Raw genomic sequence first — 23,122 nt, 5'->3', positions numbered from 1 at the left:
GATCACTAACGCCGCACCCGCGGCATCCCCAGCCCGATCCAGGAGATGATCTCCCGCTGGATCTCGTTGTTGCCGCCGCCGAAGGTGAAGATGACCGCCGAGCGGTAGCCGCGCTCCAGTTCGCCGTGGAGTACCGCGCCCGCCGAGCCCTCCTTGAGGGGGCCGGCCGAGCCGATGACCTCCATCAGCCAGGCGTACGCGTCCCTGCGGGCCTCCGAGCCGTACACCTTGACCGCTGAGGCGTCCTGCGGGGTGAGCGTGCCGTTCTGGACGGCGTTGACCATCTGCCAGTTCAGCAGCTTCATCGCGTCGAGCCTGGCGTGGGTGCGGGCGAGCCGGCCGCGTACCCAGCCGAGGTCGATGACCCGCCGGCCGCCGTCGATCTCGGTCTCCGCGGCCCACCGCTGGACGTTGTGCAGGGCCCGGATGGCCATGGTGCCGTGGGCGGCCAGGGTGACGCGCTCGTGGTTGAGCTGGTTGGTGATCAGCCGCCAGCCCTTGTTCTCGTCGCCGACCCGGCGGGATGCGGGGACCCGGACGTTCTCGTAGTAGCTGGCCGTGGTGTCGTGCGAGGCCAGCGTGTTGATGAGAGTGCAGGAGTAGCCGGGGTCGTCGGTCGGCACCAGCAGCATGGTGATGCCCTTGTGCGCGGGGGCCGCCGGATCGGTGCGGACGGCGAGCCACACCCAGTCGGCGGTGTCGCCGTTGGTCGTCCAGATCTTCTGGCCGTTCACCGTGTAGTGACCGGTGGTCTCGTCGCCCTCGCGTACGGCGCGGGTCTTGAGCGCGGCGAGGTCGGTCCCGGCGTCCGGCTCGCTGTAGCCGATCGCGAAGTCGATCTCGCCCTTGAGGATCTTCGGCAGGAAGTACGACTTCTGCTCGTCGGTACCGAACTGCATGATCGTCGGGCCGACCGTGTTGAGCGCCATCAGCGGCAGCGGCACACCCGCCTGCGCCGCCTCGTCGAAGAAGATGAACTGCTCCATCGGGGAGAGCCCGCGCCCGCCGTACTCCTTCGGCCAGCCGACACCCAGCCAGCCGTCGCCGCCCAGACGGCGGACGGTCTCCCGGTAGAAGCGCTTCTGGGCCGCCGGGTCCGCGTACCGCGCATAGGCGTTGTCCGGTACCAGGTCGGCGAAGTAGGCGCGCAGCTCGGTACGCAACTGCTGCTGTTCGGGGGTGTATTCGAGGTGCACGGCCCCTCCTCGGTGCGGCGTCGGATCGAGGGGCACAGTAGAACGTGTTTCATTCTTTTGGAATGGCCATGACCGTCCTGTCTTCGCCGCGCCTCTGCCAGGAGCCTGCTGTGCCCCGCATGGGGGCGGCTGTGCCGGGCAGCCGATGCGACAGGGGGCTTCCGCCGTTGCACCCTGGACCCAGGGTGCGGCGCGGGCCGCCCCTGACCGAGGCATCATCCGGACGAGGCAAGGAATGATTGTGAACGCGGTTCCCACCATCAGCCTGAACAACGGCGTCCAGATCCCCCAGCTGGGCTTCGGTGTGTTCCAGATCGAGCCGGCCGACACCAGGGCGGCGACGCTGGCCGCCCTGGAGACCGGATACCGGCACATCGACACGGCCGAGATGTACGGCAACGAGAAGGAGGTCGGCGAGGCGGTACGGGACTCCGGTCTTGCCCGTGAGGACGTCTTCGTCACCAGCAAGCTGAACAACGGCTTTCACGCCCACGACGACGCGCTCAAGGCATTCGACCGTACGCTCGCCGAGCTGCGCTTCGACTATCTCGACCTGTTCCTGATCCACTGGCCGCTGCCGGATGTCGGCGACTTCGTCGAGACATGGCGGGCCATGGAGGAGATCTACCGCTCGGGCCGCGCGAAGGCGATCGGTGTCTCCAACTTCCAGCCGCACCATGTGCGCCGGCTCCTGCAGGAGACCGAGATCGTGCCGGCCGTCAACCAGATCGAGGTCCACCCCTATCTGGCGCAGGACGAGGTCCGGGCGTTCGGCGCCGGTCACCGGATCGCGACCGAAGCGTGGTCGCCGATCGCCCAGGGCAAGGTCCTGGACGACCCGACGATCACCGGTATCGCCCGGCGGGTCGGCCGTACCCCGGCCCAGGTCACGCTGCGCTGGCACATTCAGCGCAACGACATCGTGTTCCCGAAGTCCGTCACGCGCTCGCGCGTCGAGGAGAACTTCGCGCTCTTCGACTTCGAACTCACCGAGGCGGACATGGCCGCCATCACCGGCCTGGACCGCGGTGAGCGCACCGGCCCCGACCCGGACACCTTCAACTACGTCCCGTGACGCGGTGGACCGGCCGTGGTGCGGGGCTCCTGGGACCACCGGGGACCCGGCGGGCCCGGGGGCCGGGCCGTCCCGCGCCCGCCGGGTCCCCGGTGACCGCCGGTCCCCCGGGGCCCATGGTGACCGCCGGCCCCGTCGGTCCCGTAGGCCCCGCCAGCCTGGTCGGCCTCGCCGGCCTTATCAGCCTTGTCGGCCTTGTCGGTTCCGCCGGTCCCCCGGCAGCTGCCAGGACCGCCGGGCACCCCACAGCAGCCACGCGCGGGGGCTACGGCACCGGGGTCAGGACGACCTTCCCCGAAACCGTTCCCGACTCGGCCAGCCGCAGCGCTTCCGCCGCGCGGTCCAGCGGGATCCGGGCCGCGACCGGTGCGGTGAGCGACCCGTCGGCGAGCAGCTCCAGCACCTGGATCAGGTCGGTCCGGGTCCGCGCCCGGAACGCCTCCACCCTCCGCCTGCCCGCCCAGAGGTTGTAGAAGGTGGCGCGGCGGCGGTTGGGCAGCAGATTCCACAGGGCCAGCCGCCCGAACAGCAGGAGCACCGGCAGCCGGGCGGATCCCGGCGTGTCACGGGTGACCGCGGTGCCGTACGACACGAGGGCGCCGCCCGGCGCAAGCAGCCGGAACGAGTCGACGATGCCGGCGCCGCCGACATGGTCGAAGACGGCGTCCACACCCTGCGGGGCGGCGGCCCGCAGCCGGTCGGCCAGACCGGGCGCCCGGTAGTCGACAGGCACGACGCCCAGGGCGCGCAGGGCCTCGTGGTGGCGGGGCGATGCCGTGCCGATGACCCGGACGCCTGCGAGCAGCGCCAGCTGTACGAGCGTCGAGCCCACGCCGCCGTTCGCGCCGTGCACCAGCACGGTCTGCCCGGCCCGCACCCGGGCGGTGCGGTGCAGCATCTGCCAGGCGGTGATCCCGTTGACGACAAGGGTCTCGGCCTCGGCCGGGTCGATGCCGCCGGGCACCGGAATCAGATCAGCTGCGGTGACCGGCAGGCGGTCCGCCCAGCCCCCGGTCTTGAGCAGCGCGGCGAACCGGCCGCCCACCAGTCCGCCGTCCACACCGGGCCCGGTCTCCACGACCGTGCCCACCACGTCGTAGCCGGGCACGAAGGGGTACGGCGGCTGGTCGTAGTACTTGCCCCGGCGCATCTGCTGCTCGGCGAACGAGACACCGGTGGCTTCCATCTCCAGCAGCACCTCACCGGGCCCGGGGACAGGCGCCGGCCGGGTCCGCACCTCCAGGCCCTCCGGCTCGACGATGCCCGGCAGGACGACCTCGGTGACCGTGGCGTCCTTCGGGGAGCGGGTTCTATCGGTGTTCGTCATCGCGCCACCGCCTTCCGTTATTGCTTCAGCTTTTCGTTATAACCTCTTACTGCAGAGTGAAGCTGTTACGATCGATTGTCAAGCGCGGCATGAAAGGACCCCGTATGAGCGAAGAGAGCACGCCTCCCAGCACGCCCCCCACGCCGATCGACCGACGCGCACGCCTGCGGGAGCAGACCAGACGGGAAGCCAAGGACATCGCCCTGGAACAGCTGGCCAGGACCGGACCTGCCGGTATCTCGGTCAACGCGATCGCCAAGGCGATGGGCATGACAGGTCCGGCGCTCTACCGCTACTTCGCCAGCCGCGACGAACTCCTCACGGCGCTCATCGCCGACGCGTACACCGACCTCGCCGAGGCACTGACCCGGGCCGGCGACGAGCCCGGAAGCGCCGCGGCGTCCACGGACGGGGGCGCCCCGGACGACACCGCGGCCGACAGCACGGCGGGCGGTTCCGGGCAGGCCCGGGGAGCGCGGCTGCGCAGGTTCGCGTACGCCTGGCGGGCCTGGGCGAAGGAGCACCCGGACCGCTATCTGCTGATCTACGGGACCCCGGTACCGGGCTACACCGCACCGGAGGAGACCCGGGTCATCGCGAACGGGATGCTGCGGAGCGCGGTGGCCGCCTGCGAAGAACTCGGCCCGGCGGACACGGCGGAGGACCGGGCACTGCGGGCCTGGACCCGGATGCACGGCCTGGTCGGCCTGGAGGTCGCGGGCCACTTCGACGGCATGGACTTCGACGTGGACCGGCTCTTCTCGGCGGAGGTGGAGAGCCTCATCCGGTGAGGAGCGACCGGTCAACTCGCCTGGCGGGGACGTCTGTTCGCGATGACGATCCGCCGGGCCAGTGCCCCCAGGTCGGGCCCCGACTCCTGGCGCAGGCCCTCGCTGAGCACCATCACCGCCGACGTGACCGCCGCCCCCGAAGGCATCGCTCTCGCCTCGGCGGAGCCCGAACGGCACGAGCAGGCCGAACGCCTGCTCGGCCTCACCCTGGACGGGACCCTGGGCGGGCCCCTGGACGGACTGAAAGCCACTTCATGAGCGGGCCGCCTCCGGCAGGCGGCCCGCGTCGTCAGGGCCGGGCTGCCCGCCAGATCCGTCCGCGGGTGCGCGGGTCGCCTGCCGGCGCGACCCGAGCACGGCGGCCACGAACGACGCGACCAGCGGCCGGCGGTCGTGCTCGTTCCAGGCGAGCACCAGGCGGCTGGGCGGTGCGTCGGCCACCGGGACACGGACCAGGCCGGGCGGTGCCGGTTCCACCAGCGAGCGCGGCAGCACCCCGATCATCCGGCGCACCGTGATCATCTGGAACAGCTGGACCACATCGGCGACCTCGGGGCCCGTGCCGTCACCCCCGGGGACCCCCTTCCACCGCGGCAGTGTCTCGCCCGCCAGATCGGACATGCTCACCGTGGCGCGCCCGGCCAGCCGGTGCCCGGACGGGACGATGGCCACCCGGTCCTCGGCGAGCAGCGTCTCGTGGTCCAGGCCGTCCAGATCGTCGAACGGCGCATAGAGCAGCCCGACATCGGCCCGGCCGTCGCGCAGGAAGTCGGTGCGGTCGGCGGCGCCGCTGAACAGGATGTCCACCCGGCGGGCGTCGGGCTGTTGGGCGTACTCGGCCAGGATCCCGGACAGCAGGCCGGCGTCGCCGCCCGGCTTGAGCACGAGACGCAGACGGGCCTGGGTGTCGCCGGCGCGCCGGGCGCTCTGGACGGCGGCACTCACCGCGTTGAGCGCATGCCGCCCGTGTTCCCGCAACGCCTCCCCGGCGGAGGTGAGTTCGACATGACGGCTGGAGCGGATGAACAGCTGGACGCCCAGCCTGGTCTCGATCCGCCGGATCGCCTTGGACAGCGCAGGCTGGGCGATCGAGAGCCGCGCGGCGGCCCGGCCGAAGTGCAGCTCGTCGGCGACGGCGATGACGTACTCCAGCTCCCGGGTCTCCAGTTCAACCATGCCTCCAGGTTATCGCTGAAGAACGAATGGGTCTTGGACGCAGGTGGCGTACGCCGTCAAGGATGGACGCATGATCAACCACACCATGATTGTCTCCTTCGACCAGCCGCTGCCCGACACCGAGCTCGATCAATATCTCGCAGACATCGAACGGGCCATGCTCGAATCCGGTCTCGTGCAGTCGTTCGCGGCCCGGCGCCATCTCCCCGTCCCCGGCGAAGAGGCCATTCCGGCGCTGATCGCGACCGCGATCGTGCAGGTCGCGCTCGCCGACACCGAAGCGCTGGCGGAGGCTTTCGCCTCGCCCGCCCTGCACGAGGTCATCGGCCGCTGGCAGTCGCGGCACTCCTACCGGGTCGCCTGGGCGAACCACGAGGTGCTGGCATGAGCGCCGGTTCCCGGAAGGCGGGACTGGTCACCGGGGCCGGCAGCGGGATCGGCCGTGCGACGGCGCTGGAGTTCGCCCGCGGCGGCGCCGCGGTCGCCGTGCTCGACATCGACGAGCGCGCTGCGGCCGAGACCACCGAGATGATCAGGCGGGCCGGCGGGGAAGCGCTGACCGCCGCCGTCGACATCGCCGACGAGGACTCCGTGCGGGCAGCCGTCGAGCGTACGGTCGCCGCGTACGGCGGTCTCGACTTCGCCGTGAACAACGCCGGTATGGCCTCGCACCACCGGCAGCTGGACCGGCTGCCCCTGGACGAGTTCGAGCGCGTGGTCCACGTCAATCTGGCCGGGACCTTCCTGTGCATGAAGTACGAGCTGCCGCTGCTCGGCGGCGGTGGCGCGATCGTCAACATCGCCTCCAACGGCGGGCTGTACGCGATCCCGCACGCCCCCGCCTACGTGGCCGCCAAACACGGAGTCGTGGGGCTCACCAAGGCCGCCGCGGTGGACTACGCGCCGGAGAACATCCGGGTCAACGCCGTCTGCCCGGGACCGACCCGCACCGCCGGGTTCGACACCGTGGCGGCCGGGACCGACATGGTCGCGCGGCAGACGGCCATCACGCCGCTCGGCCGGCTGGCCGCGCCGGAGGAGGCGGCGGCAGCGGCGGTCTGGCTCTGCTCGGACGCCGCGTCCTACGTCACCGGGATCGCGATGTCGGTCGACGGCGGGCGGCGGGCCTGAGACACGTCACGCCGGGCCTCCGCGGCGCGTGAACGGGTGAATGCGCCTCGGCTGAACGTGTCCGGCGAGGTGACGCCCCGGTCGTGCGGTGAAGGTGAAGTCGGCCCTGACCCCCAGTGAAAGGAATCGGTGCGATGCAGGCCAGCGAGGGAGACCGCCTTGTGGTCCACGGCCGGACCGTGGGCAAGAACGACCACGTGGTGGAGATCGTCGAGGTCCTGGGCGCCAACGGCACACCGCCTTACCGCGTGCGGGCGGAGAACGGACACGAGACGATCATGTCTCCAGGTCCCGACTCCGTCGTCGAGCACCGAAGCACCGGCGAAGAGGGCTGAGCCGGTCCTGACGCCCCCTTCGGGACGGGCCGTTGCGGGCCCGTCAGCGGCCTGATCCAGGTGCGGAAGCGGAGCGGGCTTGGTGCGACGGCCTTGGTGCGACGGCCTTGGTGTGAACACAGTTGTTTCGAGGAGCTGTTGCTCATACCAGGGCCCACCAGGCCCGTGAGCGCCGCCCGCTCAGCTCAGGCTTCGGCCCCGGGCTCGAACTCGCACCAGACGGCCTTGCCGTCACCGCGCGGTTCCACACCCCACCGGGCCGACACCGCGTCGATCATCATCAGGCCGCGCCCCGAGGTGGCCGCCTCACCGGGGGTACGCCGCCGCGGCCAGGCGCTGGACCTGTCCTTGACCCAGAGCCGGATCCGCCGCACGGGCTCCGGCAGCACCTCGAGCGTCAGTACGGCGCCGCCCTCCGTGTGGAGCAGCACATTCACCAGGAGCTCCCCCGCGGCCAGTTCCACGTCGTCCACCAGCTCTTCGAGCCCCCACGCCTCCAGCGCGCCGCGCAGCACAGCGCGGGCCTCGGCGAGCCCTTCGGGGTCCGCCTGGTGGATGTACTGATGGATACGGGGCGCCTGCGGGGTGCCCGGGTCGGGCGCCCGGCGCAGCACCAGCAGTGCCACGTCGTCACTGGTGCCCCAGCGCTCCCAGAGCCGGGCCGCCAGGTCGTCCGCGAGCGCCTCCGCCTCGTCGGGTCCGTGGCGCACCGCGTCGGCGAGCGCCTCCATCCCCACACCGATGTCCGTGCCGGGCTCCTCGACCAGGCCGTCGGTGCAGAGCAGAAGGGTCTCGCCGGGCACCAGGTCGAGCTGGGTCTCGGGGTACTCCTCCTGCCCGAACTCCGTGCCCAGGCCCAGCGGGAGGCCGCCGCGTACGTTCGGCCAGCCGACCCGCCCGTCGGTGTGCCGGATCAGCGGTCCCAGATGCCCGGCGCGGACCGCCCTGATCGCACCCGAGGCCAGATCGACCTGGGCGTACGTGCAGGTGGCGAAGCGGTCGGTGTCCAGTTCGGCGAGGAAGCGGGAGGCGCGCGCCAGCACCGTGCCCGGGGTATGCCCCTCCCCCGCGTACGCGCGCAGCGCGATCCGGAGCTGGCCCATGATGGCCGACGCGTGTGTGTCATGGCCCTGTACGTCACCGACCACGATGCCCACCCGGCCGCGCGGCAGCGCCACGACGTCGTACCAGTCCCCGCCGACCTCCCTGCCGCTCCACGCCGAGTGGTACCGCACGGCGATCTCGGCCGACGGGAATTCGGGGATGCGCCGCGGCAGCATGGCGGACTGGAGCCCGGTGGCGAACTCCCGCTCCTGGTCGAAGAGGACAGCGCGCTGCAGGGACTGGGCGACGATGCCCGCAAGCCCCAGACAGAGGTTGCGGTCCTCCGACGAGAAGCGGCTGCGGCCCCGATAGAAGAGCGCCAGACAGCCGATGGAGCGGGCCTGCGCGATCAGCGGCAGGAAGGCCGCCGCGTCGAGCCCCATCCGCTGGACGTACGGGCGCAGCCGTGGGAACTCCTCCGACAGATCGTCCAGCGAGGTGACGAACCGCGGCTGCTGGGAGAGCACCGCGTCGGCCAGCGGCAGCGAGTCGTCCAGCCGATGGCGCCTGAGGTCGTCCAGGACATGCATCGAGTCCCCGGCGAGCGCGACGAGCTCCAGTGCGCCGCCCGCGACCAGACCGAGGACGAGCCCGTCCGCGTCGAAGCGTTCAAGGCCGTCCTCGCCGGTCAGCACCGCGGTCACATCGTCCACGGTGACCGCCCTGGACAGCGCGTCGGTGGTCCCCTGGACCATGGTGGTCAGCCGGCGCCGGCCGGCCTCGGCGGGGTTGACGGTGGCGAATTCGGTGAGATCGGTCGTCGCGTTGCGGACGATTCCGATGACGCGGTACGGGACGTCCCGTTCGTCGCGCAGGATCCGGCCTCGGGTATGGGTCCACTGCCGGATCCCGTTGCGGCGGCGCAGCTGGAAGTACACCCCGTACGAGGAGCGGCCGCTCCGTACGGCCTGTGTCAGCGCCACGTCGAGCCGGTGGCCCTCCTCGGGCGGGATACGGCTGCCCAGGGACTCGGGGCGGCCGTCGAACTCGTCGGGGCGCAGATCGAACACCGCGAGACCGGGCTCGTCGAACTCCAGCTTCCCGCCGCGCAGGTCCCAGTCGAAACTGCCCATACGGTTGAGGGCCAGCCGCTCGCCCGGCCCGATCAGGGGTAGATCTCGTCCTGCCATACGGTCGCTCCGGAGGAGGGCTGAGGTGCCCAAAGCTTAACTTTTCGCAGAGGGCCCCGCATCAGGGCTGCCGCCCGCTCCCCGTCCCGGCCGCGCTACCTGCGTTCCAGCGATCCCCGGACGAAGGCGGCCTGGCCCACGTGCTGCATGTCGTCGCCGATGACGCTGATCAGCCGGACACCGAGCGTGACCGGCGGCGACCACGCCTCGTCCACCACCCGGTCGAGCGCGGCGTCGTCGAGCCCCCGGACGAAGTCCACGGTCTGCTCGTGGACCGCGTCGTAGTAGCCGGTCAGCAGAGCGGCGTCAGCCCGCACCTGGGCCACCTGCCGGGCGCTCTGGCCGTAACCGGTCTCCGTGTCCGTGAAGGGCAGGCCGAAGCGGTCGGCCCAGCCCTGCGTCAGCCACACCTGGTCCTGTCCCGACGCGTCCGCCACATGGTCGTCCTGCACCCGGGCCAGATGCCAGACCAGCCAGGCGATCGAGTTCGCCCCGCTGTCCAGCTGCGCGCCGAGGTCCTCGGCCGAAAGGCCGTCGACCGCCTCATGCACGGACTCCTGGATCCGGCCGAATGCGTCTGCCAGCACATCTGCGGTGTTCATCCGCTGCTCCTCGGCCGTACGGGTGGGACCGCACCGGTCGGCCGTGTCCGGAACGGTTTGCCTGGCTGCCTGTCCTGCTTGTCTGTACTGCTTGCCTGTCCACCTTCGCCGGTCACCGGCCCCGGCAGAGTGTTCGACACGCGCTCGGCCGCACAAGCCGGTCCGGGCCTCTTCACCCCCCGTTCACCGAACAGGCTGCCCGTGTCATGTCCCGTACCGCCCGGGCGACTTAGGCCGACCGGTAAACGGGGGGTGGCGTCACGGATCTGGGGCACGCGCCTCGCGGCGTTGTCGTCAATCACCATGGCTCCGCCATGCCTCAATCCTCCGCCTTGCGATGCACGCACCCCAGATCCGCTCCTTCTCCCACCCCCCGTCTACCGGTCGGCCTTATGATCGCGTCGCCCCTGCGTGACGGATGACGACCGGCCGGCGCACGGGGCTGTCCACCCGCCCCCGCCGGAAGGCCCGTTCCATGCTCTTCGGAAGACCACCCCGTTCCCGCAGCAGAACCCGCGCGTCGGCCGCGGCAGTGGGAGTCGTCACCGCCCTGGCGGCCGCTCTGCTCGCGCCCTCGGCCGAGGCCGCGCCCCTGGTGCGGCAGCCCACCGCGTACGTCGACCCGCTGATCGGCTCGTCCAACGGCGGCAACACCTACCCCGGGGCCACCGCTCCGTACGGGATGATCGGCTGGTCCCCGACCAGCACCAACGGCGACCAGACCAACACGGCGGCCGCCAACGGCTACGACTACAACACGACCCGCATGCGGGGGCTCAGCCTCACCCATGTCAACGGCGCCGGATGCGCCCCGGGCGCCGCGGGCGACGTACCGATCATGCCGTTCGTCGGCGATGTCACGTCGTCACCGTCCGCCGACACCAAGGACGCGGTCTACGCCTCCGGCTTCAAGCACGAGAACGAGAGCGCCACTCCGGGCCGTTACCGGGTGGGCCTCGACTCCGGCGCATCGGCGGATCTCGCCGTCAGCCCGCGGGCCGGTGTGGCCGACTTCGCCTTCCCGGCCGGGAAGCCCGCCAGTCTGCTCTTCCGTGTCTCCAACTCGCTCAACGGCAGCGAGGACGCCCATGTCGACATCGACACCGCCCACCACAAGGTGACGGGCTGGGTGCTCACCGGCGCCTTCTGCGGCCGCCGCGCCAACGGAGGCACCAACAACCGCAAGAGCTACTACAAGCTGTACTTCAGCGCCTCCTTCGACCGGGCCTTCTCCTCGCACGGGACCTGGAAGGACGGGACGCTTTCGCCGGGCTCCGTCTCCGGTTCGGGCGGCGAGGGCTACGCGACAGGAGCGGATCGCGCGGGACGCGGTTCGGGCGGTTATGTCGGCTTCGACACCTCGTCCGACAACGATGTCAGAATGCGTCTGGGGATCTCGTACGTCAGCCTCGGCGGCGCGGAGACCAATCTGCGCCAGGAGATCGCGCCCCACGCGAGCGTCGCCGATGTCGCACGCGACACCAGCCGGTCCTGGGACCGCGAGCTGCGGGCGGTACGGATCGGCGGCGGCAGCACCGCCCAGCGCACCACTTTCTACACCGCGCTCTACCACTCGCTGATGGAGCCGAACCTGATCAGCGACACCGACGGCCGCTACCCCGGCATGGACGGGGTCCCGCACCGGATCGAGCGGGGCCAGCGGGCGCAGTACAGCAACTTCTCCGGCTGGGACCAGTACCGCGCGCAGATACAGCTGCTGGCCGCCCTGAAGCCGGAGGTGGCCGGTGACTTCGCGCAGTCGCTGTACAACTTCTCCCGGCAGAACGACGGTGTGTGGGACCGCTGGGTGCACATCAGCGGTGCCACCCATGTGATGACCGGTGACCCCACGGCGGCGACACTGGCGACCTTCTACGCCATGGGCGTACGGAACTTCGACTACCGGGGCGCCTTCGACTCCCTGGTGCGCCAGGCGACCGTTCCCCGGCCGGACGACCTGTCGGACGCCGGGTGCCCCGGTCAGTGCACGGGCCAGCGCCCCAACCTCGCCCAGTACCTGGTCTCGCACTACGCGCCGCAGGACGTCTGCCACTGCTGGGGCGGCGCCGCCGAGACACTGGAGGACGCGGTCGCCGACTCGGCCCTGGCGAAGTGGGCGAAGCTGCTCGGCCGGACCGACGAGGCGGCCCAGTTCACCGCACGCGGCGACTGGTGGCGCAATGTCTTCAACCCGCAGGCCACCGAGGGCGCCGGCTACATCCAGGCACGGAACGCGGACGGGTCATGGGTGACGCCGTTCGACCCGGGCAGCGACCTCGGCTTCGCCCAGGGGACCAGTGCGACCTACAGCTGGATGGTGCCGCAGGACGTCCAGGGACTGGCCGCCTCGATGGGCGGGCGTACGGCAGCGGCCGACCGGCTCGACGGCTTCTTCCACACCGCGGACGGCGCCTGGTCGGTCAAGGGCGGCGACGCCCTGCGCTACGACCCGACCAACGAGCCGGGCATCCACGCCCCGTGGCTCTACAACGCGCTCGGGCAGCCCTGGAAGACGCAGGCCACCGTCCGGCAGATCCTGAACACCGTGTACGGTACGGGGCCTTCCGGACTGCCGGGCAACGACGACCTGGGCACCATGTCCGCCTGGTACGTGTTCTCCGCGCTGGGCCTGTATCCGCAGACCCCTGGCAGCGCCTCGATGCTGGTCGGCGCCCCGCTGTTCCCGAAGGCGGTCGTGAGCCGCGCGGGCCGCGGCGACATCACCCTCAGCGCCCCGGCGGCGGACGCGTCGCACCCGTACATCAGCGGGCTCTCCGTCAACGGCCGCAGCAGTGACCGTTCCTGGACCGACGCCCGGCTGATCACCTCGGGCGGCAGCCTGGCCTACCGGCTGTCCGACCGGCCCGACACCACCTGGGCGACCGCACCCGGCGGCCTTCCGCACTGACCACCCGGCGGGCCGTCAGAGCCCGGGGCCGAGGCTGCGGCCGCCTCGGCCCCTGGGCGACCGGTCTTCGGCGTCCCCGTGTTCGGCGTCCCTGCCGGCCGCCGGGGAGGTACGCGGAACACCGGACCGGGTCCAGCCGGGCCGAACACCGGACCGGGTCCACCAGGTCAGGCCGGCCTGCCCAGTGACCAGCCGGACACATCGGCGAGCCGGCCGCGCCACAGCGGAAGCGTCACCGTGTTCACCGCACCGGCCACCAGCGTCGCGTCGCGCAGATGGATCCACCGGGGCAGCCGGTGCGCGCCGTCGTCGCCGTGGAGTTCGCCGATCGCCTGGTCGACGGTCTCGGGGAACCCGGCCACCACATCGGCGCCCGACCCGCCCAGCTCCCGCAGGCTCTTCGACCAGTCGGCCTTCCACGCCTCGTGGGCGATGAGGTCTCCGTACAGCACACCGCCCGGAACGTTCAGCGTGACCGGCAGGCTCGCCCGCAGCTGCTCGCCGAGCAGCCGGACGAGCAACTGGAGCTGCAGATCCGGGACGGGCTCGGTGACGGTCGGTACGGGGTCGCGCTGCTCCGGGGAGCTGTTCATCCACATGTCCTCTCGTGAGGCGGCCGGGCCGCCGCCGGTGGGCCTTCGCCACCACACGGATGGTGCCATCCGGGGGCCACGCCGCCGCCCGGCGGGGCCACCCGCACCACTGCCGCCTGCCCCACCAGCGCCGATCCAGCGCCTGCCCAGCGGAAATTCCCGCTCAGCTCTCCCCGTCGCCCTCGTCCGCCGCGCTTTGGGCGACCTGCTGGAGTGTTCTCCCGGTACGGACCGAGCGCGCCCGGCGCGGGTCCGTGGTGCCGCCGCCCTCCCGGGGCGCCGTCCGGGGCACGCCGGTCCGGTCCCGCGCCGTGCCGGTCTTCTCCCTCGCCTTGATGAGCAGCCATGCCTCGGGGTCGGTGCTGTCGCCGCCGCCGTGGAAACGCGTCAGCGCGTACTCACCCCGCAGCTTGGCCCCGTCCAGCCAGAAGGTCGCGTGGCCGCGTTCGATGGACTCCCCGAACGGGACGGTGTGTCCCCGGCGGTCGTGGCTGAGCGGCCGGTAGGTGCCCTCGTCCCAGACGATCACCGTGCCACCGCCGTACTCGCCCTTCGGGATGACCCCTTCGAACTCCCGGTACTCCAGCGGGTGGTCCTCGGTCGGTACGGCGAGCCGCTTGTCCTTGGGCTCTGTCGACGGCCCCTTCGGCACGGCCCAGGACTTGAGTACGCCGTCCACCTCGAGCCGGAAGTCGAAGTGCATCCGGCGCGCGTCGTGGATCTGCACGACGAAACAGGGTGCGTCCCCCTCTCCGGCCGCCCCGCCGCGGGGCTCCGACGTCGTCCCGAAATCCCGCTTGCCGCGGTACTTGCCCAGCGGTTCGTCGCCGCTCATGTGCGGTGCCTTCCTCGCGTTCATACGGCGGGGGCGCTCGGCGGCGCGGCCGGCCGGCCGGTGGGCTTCGTCCACTGGGAGAGCGGGCGCGCGATGTCCTCGAGCGACTTGCCCTCGGCGTCCACCGCGAACAGCACGGCCACCACCCCGGCGGCGACCATCAGCGCGGCGCCGATGCAGAAGGCCACGACGGCGTCCGAGACCACACCGCTCGATGTCAGACCGGAGAAGATGAGCGGCCCCGAGATGCCTCCGGCCGCGGTGCCGAGCGCGTAGAACAGGGCGATCGCCATGGCGCGGGTCTCCATCGGAAAGATCTCACTCACCGTCAGATACGCCGAACTGGCCCCGGCCGAGGCGAAGAACAGCACCACGCACCAGCACACCGTCATCGTCGCCGCGTTGAGCCATCCCTGGTCGAAGAGCCAGGCGGTGACGAAGAGCAGCAGCCCCGAGAGGATGTACGTACCCGAGATCATCTTCTTGCGCCCGACGGTGTCGAAGAGCCTGCCGAGCAGCAGCGGGCCGAGGAAGTTGCCGAACGCGATGACCGCGAAGAAGTACCCCGTCGTACCGCTGGACACCCCGAAGAACTTCACCAGGATGGAACTGAACCCGAAGGTGATGGCGTTGTAGAGGAACGCCTGGCCGATGAAGAGCGAGAAGCCGAGCGTCGCGCGCTTGGGGTAGGCGCGGAAGAGCGTGCGGCCGATCTCGACGAAACTGATGCTTCTGCGCTGCTCGATGGTGATGGCCCGGCCCGCTTCCGGCAGCGGGGTGCCGGTCTCCTCCTCGATCTCCTTCTCGACTCCTTCGACGATCGCGTTCGCCCCGTCGGACTGACCGTGGATGAACATCCAGCGCGGGCTCTCCGGCACATGCCGCCGTACGAGGAGGATGACCAGGCCGAGCACGACGCCGAGTGCGAACGTGAGGCGCCAGCCGATGTTCTCGGGGAAGATCCCGGTGTCCAGGGCCAGTACCGAGAGCAGGGCGCCGCCCATCGCGCCGAGCCAGTAACTGCCGTTGATGATCAGGTCGACCCGGCCGCGGTACTTGCTCGGGATCAGTTCGTCGATGGCGGAGTTGATGGCCGCGTACTCGCCGCCGATACCGAAGCCGGTGAGGAACCGGAAGAGGAAGAACCACCAGGCCGAGAAGGAGAGCGCGGTCATCGCGGTCGACGCCAGATAGACGGCGAGGGTGATGAGGAAGAGCTTCTTCCGGCCGAACCGGTCGGTGAGCCACCCGAAGACCAGCGCGCCCGAGCAGGCACCGGCCACGTAGAGAGCGGCCCCGAGCCCGGTGACCTGGGAGTCGCTGATGGGCAGTCCACTGCCGCTCTCCGAGAGGCGGCTGGCGATATTGCCCACCACGGTGACTTCGAGACCGTCGAGAATCCAGACCGTGCCGAGCCCGACCACGATCATCCAGTGCCAGCGCGACCAGGGCAGCCGGTCCAGCCGGGCGGGCACCTCCGTGGTGATGGTGCCGATGGCGGGGCCTCCGGCGCTGCTCATCAGATTCCTCCTGCGTACGGCGGCTCCGGCGGCAGCCGGGAAACATCGCTGCCCAGGAGATCATCCATACAAACAGGGGCGCCTGCCCGCGGAATACGCCCGTACGGCCCATCGCGCGCCGGAGCGCGCTCCGGAGTGGCGCCGTTCAGCCGGGCGGCGGTCTCCGGGCCGGCGGCCGTTCAGGGGCGAACACTCCGTGAAGATCCGGAAACGGCAGTGCCCGCCTCCGGCACAGGCCGGAGGCGGGCACACCCGCCGGGTCAGGCCGGGACGATGTTCTCCGCCTGCGGGCCCTTCTGGCCCTGCGTGATGTCGAAGTTCACCTTCTGGCCCTCCTGCAGCTCGCGGAAGCCCTGAGCGTTGATGTTGGAGTAGTGGGCGAAGACGTCCGGGCCCCCACCATCCTGCTCAATGAAGCCGAAACCCTTTTCCGCGTTGAACCACTTAACGGTGCCACTGGCCATGATTGCCCTCCAAGGGGACTCGAAGTCGGCTCCCGCACTTCGCGGGGGCCGGAGGTGATCGCCCTGGTCCTCGGAGACGCCGAACAGCAGACCCGCCCGTGCATGTACGCACGGGCGAGAGGTACTTCGGAACCACGACAGCTGGGTGAGACGCTACACGGCCGAACGCGCGGCGACCCCGTCGGCTCATCCGTTGAGCCCCTCCTGACGCACATCCGGCCGTTTCATTGCGTTCGATATGACGATCAATGTCCTACTCGCCCCCGCCTCGGGGCACCCGAAAGTGCGTATCGAGATCAGAACAGAAGAAATTCGCGCTCCGTCGCGTCGCGCTCGTTCACGCGCCCGCAGAACCGTCATTCATTGGCATGGACCTGATCATATGCTTTCGGCTACGCTCCGCTGCGGCACACTCTGAGAGCGCTCCCAACGGGGCGCGCCCGGACGCCTGCTGTTCCATCCCCACGATGCTGGAACAACAGAAGGGCCAGACCTTGAGACGCAGCACGCTCACCCGCACCGCACTGTCCGCATTTCTCGTGCTCGGGACGTGGGCGACAGCCGGACTCGTCCCGGCATCCGCCGCCGATTCCCCCTCCCACTCCTCCTCGTCCGAATCCTCCGCGCGCGCCGCACAGCCGGCATCCGACGGTCTGCTTTCGGCCATGCGTAAGGACCTCGGCCTGACAGCGAGCCAGGCCCGGGCGCGTCTGGCCTCCGAACGGAACGCCACAGCACTCCAGAGCACGGCGCGCCGCGCGGCCGGATCCTCCTTCGGCGGCGACTGGTACGACGCGAAGAGCGGAAAACTGACGGTCGCCCTGACCGGCGGCGCCAAGTCCGGCGCGGTCCGGGCGACCGGCGCGGCCGTCACACTGGTGAAGCACAGCGCCCGTGAACTCGACGCGGCCAAGAAGCGGCTGGACAAGGGCAACGCACCGGCCGGTGTCAGCAGCTGGCATGTGGACCCGAAGGCCAACCGGGTCGTGGTGGACGTCGTCGCCTCAGCAAAGGATGACAACGATGTCCAGGCGTTCGTCGCACGGGCCGGGAAGACCGGTGCCGTCACGGTGAACGAGGTTCCGGCTGCGGCCAGGACCCTGTCGGCGGGCACGGTGGGCGGAGACCCGTACTACACGGGCAACGTCCGCTGCTCCATCGGCTTCTCCGTCAACGGCGGCTTCGTCACCGCGGGGCACTGCGGGCAGCCGGGAGCCGCGGTCAGCGGCTGGGACGGCTCGGCCGTGGGCACCTTCCAGGGTTCGTCGTTCCCGGGGAACGACTACGCCTGGGTCAGCGTCGGCAACGGATGGTGGACGGTCCCGGTGGTCCTTGGCTGGGGCACGGTCTCCGACCAGCTGGTCCGCGGCTCGGCGGCGGCTCCGGTGGGCGCGTCCATCTGCCGCTCGGGCTCGACCTCGCACTGGCACTGCGGGAACGTCCTGGCCACCAACGAGACCGTGAACTACAGCGAGGGCGCGGTCAACGAGCTGACCAAGACGAACGTCTGCGCCGAGCCGGGCGACTCCGGCGGTTCCTTCATCAGCGGCGACCAGGCGCAGGGGGTGACATCCGGCGGCTGGGGCGACTGCACCGGCGGCGGGGAGACCTGGTTCCAGCCCATCAACGAGATCCTGAACCAGTACGGCCTGACGCTGACCACGGCCTGAGGACGGCAGCACGGCCCTGCACCCGGCCGGGTGCGGGGCCTGCCGCGGCGGACGTACGCCGGCCGGTCCGCCGCGGCGAGCACGCCCCTGGGGACGACACGGCCCCGTACCGGCCCGCACACCTGCGGGGGCTGCGGAATCCGCGCTCCGGAAATAAGATGCAGGTAACGGTCTCCGGACCCCCACGGGCCGTGATCGTCGGAGAGGAGAGGCCCGACAGGCCGGCACCCGGTCTGCCCCGCGACCACGGGCCCCCGGTCGCGGCCCGGGAACAAACGCACCGCGGAGCCGCTCATGAACCGGCGTCGTCCTCCTCGTTCCGCAAGCGCCGACGAGCTCCTCACCACGCTCCACGAGCTCACCGCCCAGGCCCGGCGGGAGGTCGAGCTGCACCAGGCGCGGGTGGAACTGGCCGAGGCGCTGCAGCGGAACATGCTCCCGGCCCACCTCCCCGGCCTGCCAGGTCTGCGTACCGCGGCCCGCTACACGCCGGCCCGCAGCGGGCTGGACATCGGCGGCGACTGGTACGACGGGTTCCCGCTCCCGGACGGTTCGCTCGGGTTCGCCATCGGCGACGTCCAGGGGCACGACGTCGAGGCCGCCGCCTTCATGGGCCAGATCCGGATCGGTATGCGGGCCATCGCCACCACCGCGTCGGACCCCGGCGAGATCATCGGCCGGACCAACAACCTGCTGCTCTCGGTGAACTCCACGCTCTTCGCGACCTGCACCGTCCTGCGCTTCGACCCGGTCACCTGGGAGATCGACAGCGCCCGCGCCGGACATGTGCCGGCGGTCTGGGCCCTGGCGGACGGACGCACCGGCATCATCGATGACGCGGGGGGCCTGCCGCTCGGCATCGCGCCGAAGCAGCGCTATCCGGTCACCCGGCGGCGGCTGACGGGGCGGGGCGCCTTCGTGCTGATCACCGACGGTGTGATCGAAGGGCCGTCGTTCTCGATCGAGAAGGGTCTGGACGCCGTCATGCGCAGGGCGAGCGCCCTGGCCGGCAGCAGTGCCGGGGAACTGGCCGACGAGATCATCAAGGCCGCCGTCCTCACCGGCCATGAGGACGACGCCGCCGTTCTCGTGCTGTGCCACGACAGCGCGCCCGGCAGGACCTGAGCGGGACTCGCGTGTCTTGGCCGCCGGGGGCTCGGGGCACGGTGTCTGATGGACGCCGTGATCCGCAGCGAGACAGCCCGGCAGGCGACGGCAACCGCCCTGCGTATCCTCGCCGTCGCGGTCGCGTACTACGTGTCCGGCCGGATCGGGCTGCTGCGGCAGGTGACCGTCCGCGGTGCGGTGGTCACGCCCCTGTGGCCGCCGACGGGTGTCGCGGTGGGCTGCCTGCTGTACTGGGGGCTCCGGGTCTGGCCCGGTATCGCCATCGGGGCCCTGCTCGCCGTGGCGTGGACCGCCCAGTCCCTCGACTTCGGCGACATCGGCATCATCGCGGGCAACACGCTCGCCCCGGTCTGCGCTTTCCTGATGCTCCGCAAGGCGGACTTCCGGATGGATCTGTCCCGGCTGCGGGACGGCACCGCGCTGGTCTTCCTCGGAGCGCTCGGCGCCATGCTCGTCAGCGCGACAGCGGGGACGAGCCTCCTGCTCCTCGAGAACAAACTCCCCAAGAGCGGCTACTGGCCGGTGTGGTTCGCCTGGTGGGCCGGGGACGCGGTGGGGGTCCTGATGGTGACGCCTTTGCTGCTTCTTCTGCGCAGGCTCCGGCTGCCCCGCCGTACCGACCGATGGGTGGAGGCCGGTGCGCTGGTGATCGCCGCCGCGATCGTGGTCCCGGTGGCGACCGGGAGCCACTACGCCCTGCTCTTCCTGGTTTTTCCGCTGCTGATCTGGGCGGCGCTCCGGTTCGAGCTCGCGGGCAGCGCGCCCTGCGCGCTTCTGGTGGCCGTGCTCGCGGTCATCGCGGCGACCGGCCGGGCGGGGTCCTTCAGCAGCCTCACGCTGTTCGAAGCCATGATCAACCTGACGGCGCTCAACGGGTCGGTGGCGCTGACCGCGCTGCTGCTCGCCGCGATCGTCACCGAGCACAAGAACGTACGCCGCCGTATCGAGCGCGCCTGCGAGGAGCTGGCCGATGTGGTCGAGCAGCTCCTGCCGGGCGAGAAGCGGCGCGGGTGGCCCTCGTCGGACACCCGCCGGCGCGACAGCGGCTGAGGGGCGGGGCCCCTGCCGCCGGCGCGCCGGACGGCCGGCTCACTGTCCGATGGCCGCGACCCACTTCTCGGTGCTGACGACGTCCGCCTGGCGGGGGAACACCTTCTCCGTCAGGACCCGGTGCACCTCCGCGTCACCGTCGGCGCAGCAGTCGTCCAGCACGGTGAGGCCGAAGTCCAGGTCGGCGGCCTGCCTCAGGGTCGAGAGCACCACACCGCTGGTGGCGATCCCGGTGAGGACGAGGCTGTCCGTCCCGCGGGCCCTGAGCACCATGTCGAGGTCGCTCCCGGCGAACGCGCTGACCCGCTTCTTGGTGACCACGATGTCGCCCTCCTCGGGCGCCACATCGGGGTGGATCCGGGCAGTGGGGTCGCCATCGGAGAATCCCGCGCCCGCACCCGCGCCCGCGAGAGCGCTGAACGACTTGTTGCGCGGGCTGACCTCGGGGTGTCCGGTACGGAAGCCGACCACCACGTAGATCACCGGTATGCCGGCCGCACGCGCCGCGCCGATCGCCCGGCCCACCCGCGCCAGATACCCGGGGTCGTTGCCGATGCGCTCGACGATGCCCTGCTGGACATCCATCACGAGAAGGGCGCTTTTCGTCATCTCTTCTTACCTTTCACAGTGTTGCCGGGTTTCGGGGAGGTGTTGCCGGGTTTCGGGGAGCCGGCGGAGCCGCCGGCCTGCCCGGCCTTGTACTGGCGGCCGCGCAGCAGCGACGCCAGCGCGGCGACCAGTGCCATCACGGTGGCGGCGCCGAAGACGGTGACGAGTCCGTGGTGGAACGGGCCGGAGACGAGTCCGGGGAAGAACTCCTTGCCGGTCAGGGTCATGACGTTGTGCTTGGGGAGCCTGTCCAGCACTCCGCTGGGCTGGAGGAGGTGGCTGATCGGGTTCTTGCCGAGGAACGTGGCGAACAGCGTGCTCACCGGCGGCAGTTCCGCCACCTGCTGCGCCGTCCCGCTGGGCACCCCCTGCCCCTGCAGACCGCTGCGCAGCGCGTGCGGCAGTGTCCCGGCGAGTCCGGAGATCATCAGGGAGAACGAGAGACCGATCGACAGTGCGGTGCCCGAGTTCTGGAACGTCGAGCGCATCCCGGAGGCGACTCCACGCTGCTCCGGCGGCACACTGCCCATGATCGCCGAGGTGTTCGGGGCGGAGAACATCCCCTGACCGAGGCCGCTGAGCAGCAGCAGGGCCGCGAATTCGGGGTACGAGAAGTTCACCGGCAGGAGCAGCAGCCCGATGAATCCGCAGGCCACGAGAAGGAGCCCGGTGGTGGAGAACAGCCGTGCGCCGTAACGGTCCGACAGGAAGCCGGACACCGGTCCCGCGATGAGGAATCCGATGGTCAGCGGCAGCATGAAGATGCCTGCCCACAGCGGGGTGCTCTCGAAGTCGTATCCGCGCAGCGGAAGCCAGATGCCCTGCAGCCAGATGATGAGCATGAACTGGAGCCCACCGCGGGCGATGGCGGTGAGCAGGGCCGCGAGATTCCCCGCGGCGAAGGCACGGACCCGGAACAGGCCGAGCTGGAACATCGGTTCGGCGACACGGGTCTCGATGAGACAGAAGGCCACGAGCAGCAGCAGGCCGCCGCCGAGCCCGCCCAGCACCATCGGGTTGGTCCAGCCGGTCGGGTGGCCGCCGTACGGCTGGATTCCGTAGGTGATGGCGGCGAGCAGGATGCCGGCTCCGGCCGTGAAGGTGATGTTGCCCGCCCAGTCGATACGGCCCGCTGTGCGGGAGCCGGTCTCGCGCAGGCTGCGGTACGACCAGATCGTGCCGAACACGCCGATCGGCACGCTGACCCAGAACACCGCGCGCCAGTCGATGGTGGCCAGCAGACCGCCCGCGAGCAGACCGAGGAACTGCCCGGCCAGGGCGGTGATCTGGTTGATGCCGAGCGCCATGCCGCGCTGCCGGGCGGGGAACGCGTCGGTGAGGATGGCCGCCGAGTTGGCGGTCAGCATCGAGCCGCCGAAGGCTTGTACGACACGGAATCCGATCAGCCACAGCGCGCCGGAACCGCCCTTCAGCGGATCGAGCGAGAGGGCGAGGGAGGCACACGCGAAGATCGCGAAGCCCATGTTGTACATCCGGACCCGGCCGAACATGTCGCCGAGTCTGCCGAGCGCGACCACCAGCACCGCCGAGACCAGCAGATAGCCGAGGATCATCCAGAGCAGATAGCCGATGTTCCCGGGGGCGAGCGGATCGAGTCCGATGCCCCGGAAGATGGCGGGCAGGGAGATGATCACGATCGAAGCGTCCATGGTCGCGATCAGCACGCCGAGCGTGGTGTTGGAGAGCGCGATCCATTTGTAGCGGTCGCTCACTTCGGCGTTCCCGCTCCGTGTCGCCGGCATTACAGCCGCTCCGCGAGCCGGTCGAGCAGCGGCACGACCGCGAGCAGCCGTTGCCGTTCAGCGGGCGTGAACTCCTCGTCGAGTACCTCGGTGAGCCGCTGCACGGATTCCGAACGGCGGTCGATCAGCACCTTGCGGCCGGCTTCGGTCACCTCTATCACCGCGCGCCGGCCGTCGCTGGAGTCCGGCCGGCGGGTCACCAGGCCGCGCTCCTCCAGCGCGGCCAGCGTGGACGCCATGGCCTGGGGGCGCACCCGCTCCAGTTCGGCGAGCGATCCGGGGGAATCCGCCCCGTCCCGGCTCAGCCGGGAGATCACGGACACCTCGGAGAGTGTCACGTCACCGACGCGGTGTGCCTGCCTGAGCCGGCGGGCTATCCGGGCCACCGCCAGCCGTATGGCCGCCGCAGCGCCGGCGGCTTCCGCCGGTTCCGCGCTCTCGTCCGTCGTGTCGGTCACGCCATCGCCCCCGCTGTCGTCCGGTCCGCCGCCGGTGTGCCGGCTTCTCCGCTCCTGCCAAGTACTAACAATAGGCTTATCAATCCATCATAACCACTGGGCTCGCTCCCCTCTCCGCTCACCCGGGACAGCCGTTCGGCGCAACACGGCGCCGACCGGCCATCCAGCCGCCCACCTGGTGTTTTGCGTGCGGGATTCGGTATCGGCCGCCCGCCGCCGCGGGCCCTCGGCCTCCCTGCCGTCCTAGCCTTCGAAAC

At 70.8% G+C, this 23,122-nt stretch carries 22 protein-coding genes; 10 read left to right on the top strand and 12 right to left on the bottom strand.

From position 1 onward, the window contains the following. Positions 1 to 5: 5 nt before the first annotated feature. A complete protein-coding gene (locus OG510_RS35095; RefSeq protein ID WP_406142056.1) occupies positions 6 to 1,196 on the bottom strand; it encodes an acyl-CoA dehydrogenase family protein in 1,191 nt (396 codons plus the stop codon). 235 nt (positions 1,197 to 1,431) lie between these two features. Here OG510_RS35095 and OG510_RS35090 point away from each other — a divergent pair, with 235 nt between their 5' ends. Next, the gene (locus tag OG510_RS35090; protein WP_406142055.1) at positions 1,432 to 2,271 is read left to right on the top strand and encodes an aldo/keto reductase; all 840 of its coding nucleotides are present in this window, start codon (positions 1,432 to 1,434) and stop codon (positions 2,269 to 2,271) included. Between the two features lie 265 nt (positions 2,272 to 2,536). Here the strand turns inward: OG510_RS35090 and OG510_RS35085 are convergent, their stop codons facing one another. Continuing rightward, on the bottom strand, positions 2,537 to 3,598 hold the full coding sequence (locus OG510_RS35085) for a medium chain dehydrogenase/reductase family protein (protein WP_406142054.1): 1,062 nt from the start codon (positions 3,596 to 3,598) through the stop codon (positions 2,537 to 2,539). Between the two features lie 104 nt (positions 3,599 to 3,702). Here OG510_RS35085 and OG510_RS35080 point away from each other — a divergent pair, with 104 nt between their 5' ends. Beyond that, complete coding sequence (locus OG510_RS35080; RefSeq protein WP_406142053.1) at positions 3,703 to 4,389, top strand: TetR/AcrR family transcriptional regulator; 687 nt, start codon at positions 3,703 to 3,705, stop codon at positions 4,387 to 4,389. Between the two features lie 42 nt (positions 4,390 to 4,431). Beyond that, on the top strand, positions 4,432 to 4,647 hold the full coding sequence (locus OG510_RS35075) for a hypothetical protein (RefSeq protein ID WP_406142052.1): 216 nt from the start codon (positions 4,432 to 4,434) through the stop codon (positions 4,645 to 4,647). Here the strand turns inward: OG510_RS35075 and OG510_RS35070 are convergent. After that, on the bottom strand, positions 4,642 to 5,565 hold the full coding sequence (locus OG510_RS35070) for a LysR family transcriptional regulator (protein ID WP_406142051.1): 924 nt from the start codon (positions 5,563 to 5,565) through the stop codon (positions 4,642 to 4,644). The two genes, OG510_RS35075 and OG510_RS35070, sit on opposite strands and share 6 nt — an antisense overlap. 70 nt (positions 5,566 to 5,635) lie before the next feature. Here OG510_RS35070 and OG510_RS35065 point away from each other — a divergent pair, with 70 nt between their 5' ends. The 3 genes from OG510_RS35065 (at position 5,636) to OG510_RS35055 (ending at position 7,031) form a co-directional block, all read left to right on the top strand. Then, on the top strand, positions 5,636 to 5,953 hold the full coding sequence (locus OG510_RS35065) for a hypothetical protein (RefSeq protein ID WP_406142050.1): 318 nt from the start codon (positions 5,636 to 5,638) through the stop codon (positions 5,951 to 5,953). Then, positions 5,950 to 6,696, top strand: coding sequence for an SDR family NAD(P)-dependent oxidoreductase (locus tag OG510_RS35060; protein ID WP_406142049.1), 747 nt, complete (start codon positions 5,950 to 5,952; stop codon positions 6,694 to 6,696). The genes OG510_RS35065 and OG510_RS35060 overlap by 4 nt, the downstream gene beginning before the upstream one ends. Before the next feature lie 134 nt (positions 6,697 to 6,830). Beyond that, complete coding sequence (locus tag OG510_RS35055; RefSeq protein ID WP_406142048.1) at positions 6,831 to 7,031, top strand: DUF1918 domain-containing protein; 201 nt, start codon at positions 6,831 to 6,833, stop codon at positions 7,029 to 7,031. Positions 7,032 to 7,216: 185 nt separating this feature from the next. Here the strand turns inward: OG510_RS35055 and OG510_RS35050 are convergent, their stop codons facing one another. Together OG510_RS35050 and OG510_RS35045 are read right to left on the bottom strand one after the other, a co-directional pair. Further along, positions 7,217 to 9,265, bottom strand: coding sequence for a SpoIIE family protein phosphatase (locus OG510_RS35050; protein ID WP_406142047.1), 2,049 nt, complete (start codon positions 9,263 to 9,265; stop codon positions 7,217 to 7,219). 95 nt (positions 9,266 to 9,360) lie between these two features. Continuing rightward, positions 9,361 to 9,867 (bottom strand): DinB family protein, encoded by a 507-nt coding sequence (locus OG510_RS35045; RefSeq protein ID WP_406142046.1) that lies wholly within the window; start codon positions 9,865 to 9,867, stop codon positions 9,361 to 9,363. 475 nt (positions 9,868 to 10,342) lie between these two features. Here OG510_RS35045 and OG510_RS35040 point away from each other — a divergent pair, with 475 nt between their 5' ends. Continuing rightward, on the top strand, positions 10,343 to 12,775 hold the full coding sequence (locus tag OG510_RS35040; RefSeq protein ID WP_406142045.1) for a GH92 family glycosyl hydrolase: 2,433 nt from the start codon (positions 10,343 to 10,345) through the stop codon (positions 12,773 to 12,775). A 167-nt stretch (positions 12,776 to 12,942) separates the two neighbouring features. On the opposite strand, the gene OG510_RS35035 is transcribed toward OG510_RS35040, so the two are convergent. The 4 genes from OG510_RS35035 to OG510_RS35020 form a co-directional block, all read right to left on the bottom strand. Beyond that, positions 12,943 to 13,368 carry a hypothetical protein gene (locus OG510_RS35035; protein WP_406142044.1) on the bottom strand — a complete coding sequence of 142 codons (426 nt, stop codon included), beginning with the start codon at positions 13,366 to 13,368 and terminating at the stop codon, positions 12,943 to 12,945. 163 nt (positions 13,369 to 13,531) lie between these two features. Further along, positions 13,532 to 14,203: a DNA polymerase ligase N-terminal domain-containing protein gene (locus OG510_RS35030; protein ID WP_406142043.1), complete on the bottom strand. Its 672-nt coding sequence runs from the start codon at positions 14,201 to 14,203 to the stop codon at positions 13,532 to 13,534. 20 nt (positions 14,204 to 14,223) lie between these two features. Continuing rightward, entirely contained in the window at positions 14,224 to 15,723 is a 1,500-nt protein-coding gene (locus OG510_RS35025; protein WP_406142042.1) for an MFS transporter, read from the bottom strand. A gap of 260 nt (positions 15,724 to 15,983) precedes the next feature. Further along, positions 15,984 to 16,187 carry a cold-shock protein gene (locus OG510_RS35020; RefSeq protein WP_164262258.1) on the bottom strand — a complete coding sequence of 68 codons (204 nt, stop codon included), beginning with the start codon at positions 16,185 to 16,187 and terminating at the stop codon, positions 15,984 to 15,986. 467 nt (positions 16,188 to 16,654) lie between these two features. On the opposite strand from OG510_RS35020, the gene OG510_RS35015 reads away from it, so the two are divergent. The 3 genes from OG510_RS35015 (at position 16,655) to OG510_RS35005 (ending at position 20,035) form a co-directional block, all read left to right on the top strand. Then, positions 16,655 to 17,857: a S1 family peptidase gene (locus tag OG510_RS35015; RefSeq protein ID WP_406142041.1), complete on the top strand. Its 1,203-nt coding sequence runs from the start codon at positions 16,655 to 16,657 to the stop codon at positions 17,855 to 17,857. Between the two features lie 294 nt (positions 17,858 to 18,151). Then, positions 18,152 to 18,982, top strand: coding sequence for a PP2C family protein-serine/threonine phosphatase (locus tag OG510_RS35010; protein ID WP_406142040.1), 831 nt, complete (start codon positions 18,152 to 18,154; stop codon positions 18,980 to 18,982). 48 nt (positions 18,983 to 19,030) lie between these two features. Further along, positions 19,031 to 20,035, top strand: a complete 1,005-nt coding sequence (locus OG510_RS35005; RefSeq protein ID WP_406142039.1) for an MASE1 domain-containing protein — start codon at positions 19,031 to 19,033, stop codon at positions 20,033 to 20,035. 39 nt (positions 20,036 to 20,074) lie between these two features. Here OG510_RS35005 and OG510_RS35000 read toward each other — a convergent pair whose 3' ends face one another. The 3 genes from OG510_RS35000 to OG510_RS34990 are packed head-to-tail and all read right to left on the bottom strand — an operon-like array spanning position 20,075 to position 22,865. Beyond that, on the bottom strand, positions 20,075 to 20,644 hold the full coding sequence (locus OG510_RS35000; RefSeq protein ID WP_406142038.1) for a cysteine hydrolase family protein: 570 nt from the start codon (positions 20,642 to 20,644) through the stop codon (positions 20,075 to 20,077). Then, positions 20,641 to 22,407: an MFS transporter gene (locus OG510_RS34995; protein ID WP_406142037.1), complete on the bottom strand. Its 1,767-nt coding sequence runs from the start codon at positions 22,405 to 22,407 to the stop codon at positions 20,641 to 20,643. The genes OG510_RS35000 and OG510_RS34995 overlap by 4 nt, the downstream gene beginning before the upstream one ends. Next, the gene (locus OG510_RS34990; protein WP_406142036.1) at positions 22,407 to 22,865 is read right to left on the bottom strand and encodes a MarR family winged helix-turn-helix transcriptional regulator; all 459 of its coding nucleotides are present in this window, start codon (positions 22,863 to 22,865) and stop codon (positions 22,407 to 22,409) included. Before OG510_RS34990 ends, OG510_RS34995 begins: the two co-directional genes overlap by 1 nt. Positions 22,866 to 23,122 lie beyond the last annotated feature (257 nt).

Source organism: Streptomyces sp. NBC_01089 (assembly GCF_045162975.1).
Lineage (GTDB): Bacteria > Actinomycetota > Actinomycetes > Streptomycetales > Streptomycetaceae > Streptomyces.
This window is presented reverse-complemented; position numbering and strand designations above follow the sequence as displayed.

Excerpts from the sequence above, each read along its gene's own strand:
- OG510_RS35090 (WP_406142055.1), top strand. The coding sequence starts at position 1,432 with ATGATTGTGAACGCGGTTCCCACCATCAGCCTGAACAACGGCGTCCAG.
- OG510_RS35085 (WP_406142054.1), bottom strand. The coding sequence starts at position 3,598 with ATGACGAACACCGATAGAACCCGCTCCCCGAAGGACGCCACGGTCACC.
- OG510_RS35080 (WP_406142053.1), top strand. The coding sequence starts at position 3,703 with ATGAGCGAAGAGAGCACGCCTCCCAGCACGCCCCCCACGCCGATCGAC.
- OG510_RS35075 (WP_406142052.1), top strand. The coding sequence starts at position 4,432 with ATGACGATCCGCCGGGCCAGTGCCCCCAGGTCGGGCCCCGACTCCTGG.
- OG510_RS35070 (WP_406142051.1), bottom strand. The coding sequence starts at position 5,565 with ATGGTTGAACTGGAGACCCGGGAGCTGGAGTACGTCATCGCCGTCGCC.
- OG510_RS35065 (WP_406142050.1), top strand. The coding sequence starts at position 5,636 with ATGATCAACCACACCATGATTGTCTCCTTCGACCAGCCGCTGCCCGAC.
- OG510_RS35060 (WP_406142049.1), top strand. The coding sequence starts at position 5,950 with ATGAGCGCCGGTTCCCGGAAGGCGGGACTGGTCACCGGGGCCGGCAGC.
- OG510_RS35055 (WP_406142048.1), top strand. The coding sequence starts at position 6,831 with ATGCAGGCCAGCGAGGGAGACCGCCTTGTGGTCCACGGCCGGACCGTG.
- OG510_RS35050 (WP_406142047.1), bottom strand. The coding sequence starts at position 9,265 with ATGGCAGGACGAGATCTACCCCTGATCGGGCCGGGCGAGCGGCTGGCC.
- OG510_RS35045 (WP_406142046.1), bottom strand. The coding sequence starts at position 9,867 with ATGAACACCGCAGATGTGCTGGCAGACGCATTCGGCCGGATCCAGGAG.
- OG510_RS35040 (WP_406142045.1), top strand. The coding sequence starts at position 10,343 with ATGCTCTTCGGAAGACCACCCCGTTCCCGCAGCAGAACCCGCGCGTCG.
- OG510_RS35035 (WP_406142044.1), bottom strand. The coding sequence starts at position 13,368 with ATGAACAGCTCCCCGGAGCAGCGCGACCCCGTACCGACCGTCACCGAG.
- OG510_RS35030 (WP_406142043.1), bottom strand. The coding sequence starts at position 14,203 with ATGAGCGGCGACGAACCGCTGGGCAAGTACCGCGGCAAGCGGGATTTC.
- OG510_RS35025 (WP_406142042.1), bottom strand. The coding sequence starts at position 15,723 with ATGAGCAGCGCCGGAGGCCCCGCCATCGGCACCATCACCACGGAGGTG.
- OG510_RS35020 (WP_164262258.1), bottom strand. The coding sequence starts at position 16,187 with ATGGCCAGTGGCACCGTTAAGTGGTTCAACGCGGAAAAGGGTTTCGGC.
- OG510_RS35015 (WP_406142041.1), top strand. The coding sequence starts at position 16,655 with ATGCTGGAACAACAGAAGGGCCAGACCTTGAGACGCAGCACGCTCACC.
- OG510_RS35010 (WP_406142040.1), top strand. The coding sequence starts at position 18,152 with ATGAACCGGCGTCGTCCTCCTCGTTCCGCAAGCGCCGACGAGCTCCTC.
- OG510_RS35005 (WP_406142039.1), top strand. The coding sequence starts at position 19,031 with ATGGACGCCGTGATCCGCAGCGAGACAGCCCGGCAGGCGACGGCAACC.
- OG510_RS35000 (WP_406142038.1), bottom strand. The coding sequence starts at position 20,644 with ATGACGAAAAGCGCCCTTCTCGTGATGGATGTCCAGCAGGGCATCGTC.
- OG510_RS34995 (WP_406142037.1), bottom strand. The coding sequence starts at position 22,407 with ATGCCGGCGACACGGAGCGGGAACGCCGAAGTGAGCGACCGCTACAAA.